The organism is Sulfurospirillum sp. (genome assembly GCF_036802865.1).
GTDB lineage: Bacteria > Campylobacterota > Campylobacteria > Campylobacterales > Sulfurospirillaceae > Sulfurospirillum.
This window is the reverse complement of record NZ_DAIRVK010000005.1, coordinates 171928-185239: the sequence shown is the minus strand read 5'-3', so window position 1 is coordinate 185239 and position 13312 is coordinate 171928. Positions and strand designations below refer to the sequence as shown.

Sequence of the window (13312 nt, the reverse complement as noted above, 5' to 3'; positions counted from 1 at the left end):
ATCAAACAATGATTGCTTTGGCAAGGTGATATGCTGATGCAAATGCCCACTGGAAATTAAACCCGCCAAGTTCGCCCGTAACATCAAGCACTTCACCAATAAAATAGAGATTTTTACACTTTTTACTCTCACAACTAAGTACATCGATCTCTTCTGTACAGACGCCACCACGCGTCACTTCGGCTTTGGTATAGCCAAAATTCCCTGCTGGTGCAAACGTATATGTTTTTAATGTAGCAATTGTTTTATATTCTTGTGGAGTCAGTTTGGAGAGCACTTTATCTTCGATGCCTACAGAATCTAAAAAGGCTTTTATCAGCCGTCTTGGCAGTCCTAGTGCTGTAATAATCTGTTTTTTACTCTGTTGTTTAAAATGTGCTTCGATGCTCTTAATGTGCGGTAAAAAGTCTATCGTTATATTGCCTTTTTTCCAATACAAAGACCCGCTTAAAACAGCAGGACCACTAATGCCTTTGTGAGCAAAAAGTAAATTTTCACTAAAACTTTTTCCTTCTACCTGTAACGTAATTGGTAAAGCAATACCACTCAGTTCTTTCATCCAAAATTGCTCTTTTTGAAGTGTAAGTCCTACAAGAGCAGGTGCAGGCGTTACCAGTGTATGTCCAAATTGCTGTGCAATTTCATAGCCAATGCCACTCGCTCCAATGCTTGCATAACTCAGTCCTCCACTTGCAACAACGACTTTCTTCGCAAAAATCTCGCCTTTATCAGTACGTACAAAAAAGTGGTCATTTTTCTTTATATGCAAAACTTTTGTACCGAGATAAAACGTGCAGTATGAGGTCAATCTTCCAAAAATGGAGACCAACTCTTTGGCGCTGTTGGCACAAAAAATTTGCCCATGCGCACGCTCTTCTAAACTAAGTCTATTTTTTTTCACAAAGGAGAGTGTGGCAGAAGCGTCAAAGGAAGAGAGAATGGAAGCAATGAAAGCTTCATCGCCCAAATAGTTTTGAGCCGTGGCAAAACGATTGGTAAGATTGCATTTTCCACCACCTGAAATAAGCAGTTTTGAGCCTATTTTAGGGTTTACATCAACAAGGGCTACGTCATGCCCCTCAAGATGCGAAGCTGCCATAAGAGCACTTGCGCCTGCTCCAATGAAAAGAATATCGTGAATTTTCAAGCTTGCTCAAAGCTTTCAAAATTTTGACGAATCGCATCGTAGAGAATAATTCCTGCTGAAGTGGCTTGATTGAGGCTTCGACCAAGTTTTCCCATTGGAATAGTAATGGCATTTTCCCATTTAAGTTGCATAAGATCCATAGGGAGTCCTGTGGATTCACCACCAAAAAAGAGAAAATCACCAGGTTTGAAAGAAGCCTCAAAATAGGTCTTTTTCGTTTTGGTTGTGGCAAAAAAGAAATGATCCACTTTATCTTTATGCGCCTCTAAAAAGGCTTCTAAATTCTCCCAAACCGTTACATCAAGCAAATGCCAATAATCAAGCCCCGCGCGCTTCACGGTCTTATCGCTGATCTCAAACATGGTTGGTTTAATGATGTGCAATTTACAGTCGGCATTGACGCACATACGACCGATACTTCCTGTATTTTGCGGGATTTGGGGGTGAACTAGAACGATATTAAACATAAAATAATCTCCAAATGAATAAAACTTACCACGATCTTCTTTCTGCCTCATACGAGGCAAGCTTCAGCGCCTAGTGCAACGTAGCTTCTTGGGCTTTGCTCAAGAAGCGTGTCAAAATGGTCTTAAAAGATAATTGTCTTGTTATCGTGAACAAAAATGCGTTCTTCAAAGACCAAATCAAGGGCATTTGAAAGAACATTTTTCTCAACATTTCTGCCCGCACGCTGCATATCTTTCCATGTCATTTCATGATTGACATGAATAACATCTTGAGCGATAATTGGACCTTCATCAAGGTTGTTATTAACAAAGTGTGCTGTTGCGCCAATAATCTTAACACCCCTTGCAAATGCTTGTTTGTAAGGGTTTGCACCGATAAATGCTGGGAGGAACGAATGGTGAATATTGATCATTTTTTCTTCATAATGTCCCACAAACTCACTGGATAAAATACGCATGTATTTTGCCAAAATGATGTAATCAACCGTATATGCACTTAAAACTTCCAACACTTTCGCTTCGTGTTCAGCTCGGTTCAATCCCTCATGGCTTACACAGTGAAAAGGAATGTTGAATTTATCACTTAAACTTTTTAAATCCTCGTAGTTTGAGACAATCGCTAAAATGTTAGCATTAAGATCATCACTGTCATGTTTGAGTAAAATATCGCCCAAACAATGCGTCTCTTTCGTACCCATTAAAATAATGTCTTTTTTACGGGCTTCTGCCACGTAAATATCGGCATTAGCAGGCAACATCGCTTCAAGTGTGCCCTTAAATGCACTGATCTCCACTTCACCGCTGAGCTCCGCTCGCATGAAAAATTTACCATTGTCGCGATCAACAAATTCATCATTTTTGATGATGTTTAGTTGGTACTTAAAAACCACATCCGCAATACGGTATATCAAGCCCTTTTCATCAGAGCAGTCAATTTTTAAAATATAATTTTTATTCTCTTGCATTTTTACACACCTGTTCTATTTTTTCAATTCGTCTTCGTCTTAATTCATCTCTTATCGCTTCTTTTTCAAAGCCATCTCGTATAACATCTTGTACGTTCACATTTCCTGTAAATACCGCATCCCAAATACCAAGTTTTTGTGCTCGCTCTTTAATTCCCTGACGGTAATGTCCAAGCCATGCACTCAGAGGCATGTCTAAGCTTACATGCAACAGCATTTCATCACTGATTTTTCCTTTAAAAAAAGGCTGCAACTTAAAAGTTTGCAAGTAATGATTGGGTGCATCAAGCATTCTTAGCCAAACAAGAGGCTCACATTTGAGTCTATTGGCTACGATATAAACAAAATAGTAAGGCTTAAGTGCCTCTTGAAAATTTTGCTTATATCGTACCAATTCACGGGCAATCTCAAAAAAAAGATCTTCGACTTTATGTGTAAAACATTTTTCAAAAAGGTTCAATGCATACATGTAAAAAAGCCCATAGTGCAAATACGGTGCATTAAAGAGCTTTTCAAACTCCCATAAAATGCGAGGACGACTAAGGTCATCAAGGGCAATGCCCTTCATCACGTATAAACTTTTTGGCTCTATTTTAAAACCAAGACGCGCACAAAATTGTACCGCTCGAAGCACCCTTAAGCTATCTTCTTTAAAACTTTTTTCATCAATGATGGAAACTCTTTTAGCGGCAATTGCCTCTTTACCACCCCAAAAGTCAAGCAATTCACCATTAAAAATATTGAGCATCATCGCATTCATACTAAAGTCACGACGCTTTGATGCCTCTTTTTCATCTTGACAAAGATGTACTTCAAATGCAGCATGTCCAACACCGCTTTTACGCTCAACGCGAGGCAGTGAAAAGTCGATGTTACCAAGCTTATACACAAAAAAACTTTTACCAACACCCACGGCACCAACACGATGCATCAAGGCTTCAAAAGCCGTAGATTCGATGTCATACACTTCGATATCTAAATCATGCAAAGGCTCATATAAACAGAGGTCTCGCACACTTCCACCCACCAAATAGGCTCGCTTCGTATAAGGTTTTAAAAAAGCGATTGCCTCTTCCACTTGACTTTGAAAATGCGCAGGTAAAACGCAATTCATTTTCATTTTTTGAGATTGTCCATGTGCTCCAACTGCTCATCAATGGTCGCGAGAAGGTACTCTAAAAAATTAAGTGTCAGGTCTATTTTAGCTTCGATATTTTTATTGTTTGGCGACTGAAATCCTTCAAAAAGCACTAAAATACGCTCCCTGAGGTTCATGTAAAATTGTTTTTGAGTCTCAACACAAGACTCATCCTCTACGTCATCATTCTCTCGCGACATAGCATATGCTTGGATCATACTGATCTCTTCTGTGATTTCTAACAGTGGCTCTGGTTCAAACGAAATTTCCTCAGATTCACGTTTACGTGGTGGTTGAAGTGTTTGTTGTTGTTGCTGTTCTTCCTTGGGTACTACCTCTTCAAGCTCTTTGAGCGTTGAGAGAATCATATCTTTTAATTCCATAGCTTTACCAACCACCTTTCAAATTCTAAAAATTCCACTTCTGAGTTCATATTTAAAAAAAACTTCTTCATCTCTTCGTCTACACCAAGGTACTTCTTGCGAATACCTGAAAGACGTTTGATGGCAATTTTTGCCTCTTTATTGTCAGGATTTTCACGAAGTAACTCTTTGTAAATTTCCAAAGCCTCATTTTTGAGACCTTGGAGTTCATAGATCGAAGCTAATGTAAGGGTTTTCATAATTTAGCTGCATAATCCGCAATAATAGAGCCCATTTGAGTGGTTGAACACACCTCTTTAGCTCCAAAATCGGCTAAATCTTTTGTGCGGTAACCGTCTTTCAGTACTTGCTTAATCGCATTTTCAATACGATCCGCTGCTTTGCTCTCACCAAGAGCAAAACGAAGCATCATTGAAGCACTCAAAATGGTTGCTAATGGATTGGCGATGCCTTGCCCTGCAATGTCTGGAGCAGAGCCATGAATTGGCTCAAACAACCCTACTTTTCCACCAATTGAAGCAGACGGCAAAAGACCGATAGATCCACTGATCATACTGGCTTCATCGCTTAAAATATCACCAAAAATATTGCCCGTTAAAATAACATCAAATTGTCGAGGATTGCGCACGAGTTGCATCGCAGCATTGTCCACATACATGTGGGTTAGTTTGACTTCAGGGTAACCTTTTGCGATTTCATTAACGGTATCTCTCCAGAGCTGTGAAACTTCAAGAACATTGGCTTTATCAACAGAGCAGACTTCTTTACGACGTTTCATTGCAGACTCAAACGCAACATGCGCGATACGCTCAATCTCAGGCTTGGTGTAAACCATCGTGTTGTAACCTTTGAAGCCGTCATTACCACGAGGTTCACCAAAGTAAATGCCTCCCGTTAACTCACGAACAACAAAAAGATCAACACCTTTTAGCACTTCAGGTTTAAGGGTACTTGCGTCTAAAAGCTCATCAAATACAGAGGTTGGGCGAAGGTTTGCAAAAAGCCCTAAAGATTTACGAAGTTTTAAAAGCCCAGATTCAGGACGAAATTCACGAGGCAACGTGTCCCATTTAGCCCCACCAATGGCGCCAAAAAGAACTGCATCGGCTTTTAAACAGCCTTCAATAGTCTCATCAGGAAGAGGCGTGCCTTTAAAATCATACGCCACACCACCCATTAGGTAATCTTCATAACGAAGTTCAAAATCTTCTTTTGTACAAATACTATCAAGTACTTTTATCGCTTCATCAATGATCTCAGGACCGATACCATCGCCTCTAATAACCGCTATATTGTAGATTTTTTTCATTTATTTATCTCTTTTTTCGCGTAATTCATAAGTCCACCAGAAGAAAGCAACTCTTGCATGAAAGGAGGAATCGGAGTAAATTTATAGGTTGTTGCACCATTTTTAACTTCACCGCTTTCCATAGAAATAGCGATGCTATCGCCCTCTTTAATGGTGTCAGTTTCAGCCAGTTCAAAAATCGGAAGTCCTGTGTTAAACGCATTTCGGTAAAAAATACGTGCAAAACTTTTAGCAACAACCGCACTCACACCCGCAGCTTTAAGCGCGATAGGAGCGTGTTCACGACTACTACCACAGCCAAAATTTTCGCCAGCAACGATGATGTCACCTGCTTTGACTTTGCTCACAAACTCAGGGTCTGCATCTTCCATGACGTGTTTAGCAAGCTCTTTAGGATCAGAAGTGTTCAAATACCTCGCCGCAATAATAAGATCGGTGTCGATGTTATCGCCAAAACACCATACTTTTCCGCTAATCGTACTCATTGATTATCCTTAGGGGTCTCTTGATTTCTTAAAATTTTACCCAAAGAGGGTTGTAAAAAAGTTTAATCACCCCACGCTTTGAACAAAATAGCGCCCTTTTTCACACTTTACATGTAAAGGAAGATCAAAAACATGTGAAAGATGCGCGTCATTTAAAAGCTCTTCCTTCTTACCTTGTGCGTAAATATGCCCTTGTTTGATAAGTACCACTTGCGAAATCTCCTCAAAAATTTCTTCCAAATGGTGCGTCACTAAAATGATGGTTCGATGTGTTGCTATTTTTCGTATCATCTCTATAAAATTGAGTTGCGCTTTAATGTCCAAACCAACGGTTGGCTCATCCAGTATCATTGCCTTTGGATCATGCACAAGAGAGCGTGCTATGATGCACTTTCGTATTTCACCTGTGGACATTTCAGAGATGAGTTTGTCTCTTAAATGTTCTATTTCTAAAAAACTCAAAACCTCATTCACTTTCTTTACATGTACAGGTGAAAATTCCTGATGCTCATAGATATGAAAGCTGCTGTAAAAGCCCGAAAGGATGACTTCAAAACCTTTAAGAAAAGCCGCACGCTGTGTAAATTCATAGTGCAAATCGTTCGTGATGATGCCAAGATGCTTTTTAAGCTCCCAAATATCCCATACCGTTTTGCCAAAAACCTCTTTGGTCGTTGTTTCACTAAAACGCGGGTAAATGTCGTTGGAAAAGAGCTTTAATAAAGTCGATTTTCCAGAACCATTCGCTCCTAAAATAACCGTATGTTGACCCTCTTTGATGTTAAGATTGATGTCATGCAAAACATCTTCCTCATCATACGCTACGTTAATATGCTTAAAATGAATAATTTCCATAGTACAACTCCTTATACAATCTCACGATTATATCACATCATTATTCACAAAATTTCGTTAGAATGTGACATTTCCTAACATAGATTAAAGGTAGTGCATTCAGATGTTTTCTAAATTTTTTATCAACCGACCCAATTTTGCCATCGTTGTTTCACTGATTATTATCATCGCTGGTATCATGGCGATTCGCTCTTTACCTGTTTTGGAATACCCCAATGTCGTCCCTCCTCAAATCATCATTACCGCAACCTACCCTGGAGCTGATGCCAAAACACTTGAAAACACTGTAGCCAGTGCGTTAGAAGAAAAAATAAATGGCGTTGATAATATGCTTTATATGATGTCCACGACATCGCCAAGCGGTATTTTAACGATGAATATCTTTTTCGAAGTCGGCACAGATATGGCTCAAGCCAAATTGGATGTCAACAACCGCGTCCAACTTGCACAAAGCAAAATTCCCGATGCCGTTAAGCAACAAGGTATCGACGTCGCGGAACGCTCAAACGATACATTACGTGTTTTAGTTTTATATTCCGATGACAACCGCTTTGACACTGTCTTTATGTCTAACTACGCTATTAACAATATTCTTGAAGAGTTTAAACGAATTCCTGGTGTATCTGAAGCTGCAGTTACCGGAAATCAAGAGTACTCTATTCGTGTGTGGATAGACCCCTATAAACTGCAATTTTATAACATCACAACAACCGACGTTATCAACGCAATTAAAGCACAAAATCAAGAATATCCAGTAGGGCAAATTGGTCAAGAACCCTTAGAAAAAAATCTTGCATTTACCTACACCGTGACGTCATCGGGTAGGCTCAAAACACCTGAAGAGTTTGAACAGATTTTAGTGAAGTCTAATTCAGATGGCTCTTCACTTAAACTGAAAGATGTTGCTACCCTTGAATTAGGCTCTGAGCGTTACTATTTCAAAGGTATTTTTAACAAAAAGCCCACTTCAATGATTCGTATTACGCTCAATACAAAAGCGAACGCACTTGAAGTTTCAGACCTGCTTGATAAAAAAATTGATGAAATCAAAAAAGATTTCCCCGAAGGTCTCAAAATCGATGAGACGTTTGATCCAACGCAATTTGTAAAGGCCTCTATTAAAGTTGTTATTGAAACGCTTTTAGAAGCGGTTGCGCTTGTTATCTTTGTTGTTTATCTTTTCTTAGGCAACATTCGAGCTACCATCATCCCTATTCTTGCAATTCCTGTTTCGATTATAGGAACATTTGCTGGATTTTATGCCGTGGGCTTTTCTATCAACCTTCTCACCCTTTTTGGACTAACCTTAGCAATTGGTCTGGTGGTTGATGATGCCATTATTGTTATCGAAAATGTCGAGCGGATTTTGCGAAAAGAGAGCCTGAGTGTTAAAGAAGCGACGATTAAAGCGATGCAAGAGATCACAGCGCCTGTTTTAGCAATTGTTTTAGTCCTTAGTGCTGTTTTTATTCCTTCGGCTTTTATGGGAGGACTCAGCGGTACGATGTCACGACAATTTGCCATTACCATTGTCATTTCAGTCACTATTTCTGGATTTGTTGCCTTAACGCTCACCCCAGCACTGTGTGCGCTACTACTCAAGCATGAAGAGGAAGAACCTGTCTGGTTTATTCGCAAATTTAATGCGATGTTTGATTATATTACCCACCATTTTGGACAAATTGTTCAATCAACCATTCGTTTTAGTTTTTTCAATCTCCTTCTTTTTGGCATTATGATTTTTGGCATTATGAAACTTATGAATACCATTCCCACAGGACTCATTCCCAAAGAAGATAAAGGAACATTTTTCCTTTCCAGCTCGCTTCCTGCTGCTGCTTCACTCTCACGTACCCATGAAGTCAATATCGAGGTAGGAAACATTGCACTTGAAAATCCATCCGTCCAAAAAGTAGGAGGTTTTTCAGGAAGTGAATTCACCTCAAAAGCCTACACAACGGAGGCTGCTTATAGCTATGTCAAGCTAAGGCATTGGAATGAACGAAAAGAAGAGAACCAAACCATTGAGGTTGTTGCTAAAGATGTACTTAAACAACTTTCAACCAATAAAGAAGCAAGAATTGTTACGATTTTCCCTTCTACCATCAATGGGCTGGGTGTTGCAGGTGGTTTTGAGATGTATCTGCAAAGCAGAGCCAATGGAGATTATCAACAACTTGAAGTCTATGCAAAAGAGATTATCCAACGTGCCAATGAGCGAAAAGAACTCCGCTCTGTTAGAACAACACTCAGCACCAATACGCCGCAATTTAAAATTGACATCAACAACCAAAAAGCAAAAGCGTATGGCATTGAGATAGCAGATATTTATAGCACCATTCAGGCGACCTTTGGTAGCTTGTATGTCAATGACATCAACCTTTTTGGGCGTAATTATCGTGTGAATGTTCAAGCAAAAGGCGATTTTCGTGAAGACAAAAAAAACTACAATGATGTCTTCGTTCGTGCGAGTGATGGCAGTTCTGTCTCTTTAGGCGATTTAGTCTCATTTAAACGTGTGATGAACCCCAATATTACCAAACGTTTCAATATGTTTCCCTCCGCTCAAATTTTAGGAGAAACCAATGTCGGCTACTCTTCGGGTGAAGGCATTAAAATCATGGAAGAGATCGCTGCAGAAGTGTTACCTGAGGGCTATTCTATCGCATGGGGTGGTGCTTCACTGCAAGAGAAAAAACTTCTGGAAAAAGGCAATATGGCTTTTATCTTTGCCGTTGTGTTTATCTTCCTTATTCTTGTTGCACTGTATGAAAGTTGGATGATTCCTTGGGCAATTGTTCTGGCCGTTCCTTTTGCCCTTTTAGGCGCAGAACTTGGCGTGTGGCTACGAGGGCTTCAAAATGACATCTACTTCCAAATTGGGCTTATCACTTTGGTAGGACTTTCGGCGAAAAATGCCATCTTGATGGTGGAATTTGCACTGCAAAAAATGGAAGAAGGCTTGAGCTTGATTGATGCTACCATAGAAGGGGCTAAGATTCGTTTTCGTCCTATCATCATGACCTCTTTTGCTTTCATTGCGGGAACTATACCACTAGCAATTAGCTCTGGCGCTGGTTCAAATGGTAGACATGTCATCGGAACAACCGTTGTAGGCGGCATGGTGACACTGACACTCATCGGTGTCTTTTTTACCCCACTCTTTTTCTACCTCATTATGAAAATCAAAGAGCGATTTGTACGAAAATAAGGGCTTAATGCCCTTTCTCTTTTTTAACACGTATCTCTTCTTCATATCAATATATCTTGATATGAAAATCTCATTGTGCTATACTGTGCAAAAATAAATTAGACTTCTTGCATACCCCTTGAAAAGACAAAGAGTTTGCTTTGAGTGCGTTAATTTTTAAAACTCAAAATTGAGTCATAGCCAAAGCTATGGCGACGTTTTTAGTTTTAAAAAGTGATGTGCTATAAGCGATACTCTTTTTTCAATGGGTATGCAAGAAGTCTATTAATGAGAAACCCTATGGATAATTTTTTAAAAACGGTTGGCGCGTTGAATGATGAAACGCGTGTACAAATCCTTCACTTCATTCACACACACGGTGAAGTATGTGTTTGCGAGATTGAAGAAGCTTTTTCGATGATTCAGTCACGCGTTTCACGTCATCTTAAAATTCTCAAAGATGCAGGTTTTTTACGCGTTGATCGCCGTGGAAAATGGGCGTATTATGCGATTCGCTCGCCACTGGATCGTTTTAGGCTTGCATGCCTAGAAGAGATAAGCTATCTAGAGATGCCCACACGCTCAACTGTTTGTGCGTGTAAAGATATAACATGATCCTCGCTTTTTCACTGTTTCTCATCACTCTTCTGTTCGTTATCATTCAACCCCGTGGACTTCAAATAGGCACATCCGCAATTATTGGTGCGGGCTTTGCCCTACTTTTAGGCATTGTGAGTTTTGCCGATGTTTTGGTCGTCACCAACATCGTTTGGGATGCAACACTCGCTTTTATCGGTATTATCATCCTATCTTTAGTCCTCGATGAAATAGGCTTTTTTGAGTGGTGTGCAATTTGGATGGCAAAATTCTCAAAAGGCAATGGGCACTTGATGTTTGTCTATTCGCTTTTACTGGGTGCTCTTATATCAGCTTTGTTTGCCAATGACGGTGCAGTGCTCATCCTCACGCCTATTTTATTGGCTAAAATGCGCATCCTAAAACTTGAACCTAAAACCATTGTGGCATTTTTACTTGCGGGTGGATTTATCTCAGATTCGGCTTCACTTCCATTTGTCTTTTCAAACCTCACCAACATCGTCACCGCAAACTATTTTAACATTGGATTTTCCACATACCTAAGCGTAATGTTTACACCTTACGTGGTGAGTACCTTCGTTTCCATCACGGTTTTGTGGCTCTTTTTACACAAAGATATTCCTGTACATGTAAACGTAGAACTCTTAAAACATCCTGATGAAGTGTTAAAGTCTAAACCACTTTTTTACCTCGCATGGGTTTTTATCGTAGCCCTTATGGGAAGCTACTTTGTGGGAGAGCAGTACCACATTCCGATTAGCTTTATCGCTTTGGGTGGCGCACTTCTTTTTCTTGCCATTGCACGCTACTTTAAAGCAGTACAGCCGTGGCAAATTATCAAAACCGCTCCGTGGCAAGTGGTCTGGTTTAGCATCGGGCTTTACATCGTCGTTTATGGGCTTAAAAATGCGGGACTCACGACCTATTTAACGCACATTTTAAATGCGCTAAATGCCCAAGGAAACACCATCGCCATCGTAGGTACAGGCTTTATCGCCGCCATTTTAAGTGCACTCATGAACAATATGCCCAGTGTGATGATTATGGACATTGCGCTTCATGACATCCAAAATACCGCCCTTGCCTACGCCAACATCATTGGCTGTAACTTAGGTCCCAAAATGACCCCTTTTGGCTCACTTGCCACCCTTCTTTGGTTACATGTTATGGCAAAAAAAGGGGTGAAAATCAGCTTTTGGGACTACTCAAAATTTGGCTTACTCGTCACACCGCCTATTCTTCTAATCGTGCTACTAAGCCTTGTCTAGTCTTTACCTATGTATGGAATGAATCAAAAATAAAATCGGCGAAGTATCTGCCCAAATTCTGCAGTGGTTATGAAATTAAAATGCTCATTACTGTCGTTTATTTCTCAAAAATAGCATTGGTAATCTGCACCGTTGAAATGGCATTTTGAGGTGACCCATCAATCAGTTTGTCAGAATAGGTCAAATAAATCAACGTATTGCGTTTTGCATCGTAAAAGCGCACCACTTGGATATGCTTAAACAAAAGTGACGTGGACTCTTTAAAAACGCGCTCGCCATCGCTTTTTTTAGATGAAACCTCTTTAGAAAGGGCAATCACACCCGTTTGCCTACACGCAATCGAAGCATCAGAGGTATCTTCCGCAACGCCAAACGTACCTTTCAGCCCTCCTGTTTTAGCACGGGAAAGATGACATGAAACGCCCTCAACTTTTGGGTCATCAAACGCTTCTATGACGATTTTGTGATTAGCGCCGATAAGCTTGAACGCGGTATCGACTGAACCAATTTCTTCACCAAACAGAGGCGAAATGAGAGCAATTTGCATCAGAGGAACTAACATTTTCAGAGTATAAGATCGCATCATTTTTGACCTTTTTTAGAAGTTATTTTTACCATTTTACTTTGTTTTTCTAAAATAAAAAGAACGGGTTAACTTTTACAATTCACCTATGTTTAGTACGTTCTTGAGTACAATTTATTTTTAGATGTAAAAAGGAAAATCAATGAAATTAGTTTCGTGGAATGTAAATGGCATTCGTGCTGTGGCTTCTAAAAATGCTTTTGGGTGGGTAGATGAATTCAAACCCGACATTTTGTGCTTGCAAGAGATCAAAGCAGAAGCTCACCAAATTCCTGAGTCTCTTTTTGCACACTCCTTTGTATGTAGTCATGTGAATTCTGCCACAAAAAAAGGCTATTCGGGTACGATGAGCTTTTCGACCATCGACTTTGAAAAGACCGATACGGCTTATGACATCGACCATACCCATGAAGGACGCATTTTGGAGCATCATTTTGGTGATGTGGTTTTGTTTAACGTCTATTTTCCAAACGGTCAGCAAAGTGAAGAACGCCTCTCTCATAAAATGAAATTTTACAGTGATTTTTTGGCATATACCGAAGCGCTAAGAGCGGAGGGAAAAGGCATCATCGTTTGTGGCGATGTCAACACGGCACACCGCTCTATTGATCTTAAAAATCCTAAAGCCAACGAAGAGACCTCAGGATTTTTGCCTATTGAGCGCGCTTGGATTGACTCACTTTTAGAACATGGCTACATCGACACCTTTAGGCACATTCATGGCGATGTGAAAGATGCCTATTCATGGTGGTCATACCGGTTTAGTGCACGCGAGCGAAATGTAGGATGGAGAATTGATTATTTTTTCATCTCCAAAGAGTTGGAACCGCGATTGAAAGATGCATTTATTTTAACCCACATTGAAGGCTCTGACCATTGCCCTGTGGGTATTGAAATCGAAATTTAAATACCGTTAGCTATAAAG

14 protein-coding genes are annotated in these 13312 nt (G+C 40.0%); 4 read left to right on the top strand and 10 right to left on the bottom strand.

The features are described 5' to 3' along the window. Position 1 precedes the first annotated feature (1 nt). The 9 genes from V7Q04_RS11585 to V7Q04_RS11545 all read right to left on the bottom strand — a co-directional run bounded on the left by V7Q04_RS11585 (position 2) and on the right by V7Q04_RS11545 (position 6749). Entirely contained in the window at positions 2-1147 is a 1146-nt protein-coding gene (locus tag V7Q04_RS11585; protein WP_333805287.1) for an NAD(P)/FAD-dependent oxidoreductase, read from the bottom strand. Further along, a complete protein-coding gene (locus tag V7Q04_RS11580) occupies positions 1144-1614 on the bottom strand; it encodes a tRNA (cytidine(34)-2'-O)-methyltransferase (RefSeq protein ID WP_333805371.1) in 471 nt (156 codons plus the stop codon). Before V7Q04_RS11580 ends, V7Q04_RS11585 begins: the two co-directional genes overlap by 4 nt. A gap of 122 nt (positions 1615-1736) precedes the next feature. Next, positions 1737-2579: a formyltetrahydrofolate deformylase gene (gene purU, locus V7Q04_RS11575; RefSeq protein WP_333805286.1), complete on the bottom strand. Its 843-nt coding sequence runs from the start codon at positions 2577-2579 to the stop codon at positions 1737-1739. After that, the gene (locus tag V7Q04_RS11570) at positions 2566-3699 is read right to left on the bottom strand and encodes a CCA tRNA nucleotidyltransferase (RefSeq protein ID WP_333805285.1); all 1134 of its coding nucleotides are present in this window, start codon (positions 3697-3699) and stop codon (positions 2566-2568) included. The genes purU and V7Q04_RS11570 overlap by 14 nt, the downstream gene beginning before the upstream one ends. After that, positions 3696-4100: a CiaD-like domain-containing protein gene (locus V7Q04_RS11565; protein WP_333805283.1), complete on the bottom strand. Its 405-nt coding sequence runs from the start codon at positions 4098-4100 to the stop codon at positions 3696-3698. The genes V7Q04_RS11570 and V7Q04_RS11565 overlap by 4 nt, the downstream gene beginning before the upstream one ends. After that, a complete protein-coding gene (locus V7Q04_RS11560; protein WP_067176817.1) occupies positions 4091-4339 on the bottom strand; it encodes a tetratricopeptide repeat protein in 249 nt (82 codons plus the stop codon). The genes V7Q04_RS11565 and V7Q04_RS11560 overlap by 10 nt, the downstream gene beginning before the upstream one ends. Further along, entirely contained in the window at positions 4336-5409 is a 1074-nt protein-coding gene (gene leuB / locus V7Q04_RS11555; RefSeq protein WP_333805281.1) for a 3-isopropylmalate dehydrogenase, read from the bottom strand. The genes V7Q04_RS11560 and leuB overlap by 4 nt, the downstream gene beginning before the upstream one ends. Further along, positions 5406-5894, bottom strand: a complete 489-nt coding sequence (locus V7Q04_RS11550) for a 3-isopropylmalate dehydratase small subunit (protein ID WP_333805280.1) — start codon at positions 5892-5894, stop codon at positions 5406-5408. Before V7Q04_RS11550 ends, leuB begins: the two co-directional genes overlap by 4 nt. Before the next feature lie 66 nt (positions 5895-5960). Next, a complete protein-coding gene (locus V7Q04_RS11545; protein ID WP_333805278.1) occupies positions 5961-6749 on the bottom strand; it encodes an ABC transporter ATP-binding protein in 789 nt (262 codons plus the stop codon). Positions 6750-6852: 103 nt separating this feature from the next. Between V7Q04_RS11545 and V7Q04_RS11540 the strand changes: the two genes are divergently transcribed. The 3 genes from V7Q04_RS11540 (at position 6853) to V7Q04_RS11530 (ending at position 11804) form a co-directional block, all read left to right on the top strand. Beyond that, positions 6853-9960 carry an efflux RND transporter permease subunit gene (locus V7Q04_RS11540; RefSeq protein ID WP_333805276.1) on the top strand — a complete coding sequence of 1036 codons (3108 nt, stop codon included), beginning with the start codon at positions 6853-6855 and terminating at the stop codon, positions 9958-9960. Positions 9961-10239: 279 nt separating this feature from the next. Further along, the gene (locus tag V7Q04_RS11535) at positions 10240-10554 is read left to right on the top strand and encodes an ArsR/SmtB family transcription factor (RefSeq protein WP_333805275.1); all 315 of its coding nucleotides are present in this window, start codon (positions 10240-10242) and stop codon (positions 10552-10554) included. Continuing rightward, complete coding sequence (locus V7Q04_RS11530) at positions 10551-11804, top strand: arsenic transporter (RefSeq protein WP_333805274.1); 1254 nt, start codon at positions 10551-10553, stop codon at positions 11802-11804. The genes V7Q04_RS11535 and V7Q04_RS11530 overlap by 4 nt, the downstream gene beginning before the upstream one ends. A gap of 97 nt (positions 11805-11901) precedes the next feature. Here the strand turns inward: V7Q04_RS11530 and V7Q04_RS11525 are convergent, their stop codons facing one another. Beyond that, a complete protein-coding gene (locus tag V7Q04_RS11525; protein ID WP_333805273.1) occupies positions 11902-12390 on the bottom strand; it encodes a CreA family protein in 489 nt (162 codons plus the stop codon). Between the two features lie 139 nt (positions 12391-12529). On the opposite strand from V7Q04_RS11525, the gene V7Q04_RS11520 reads away from it, so the two are divergent. Continuing rightward, a complete protein-coding gene (locus V7Q04_RS11520) occupies positions 12530-13294 on the top strand; it encodes an exodeoxyribonuclease III (RefSeq protein ID WP_333805272.1) in 765 nt (254 codons plus the stop codon). Positions 13295-13312: the final 18 nt, after the last annotated feature.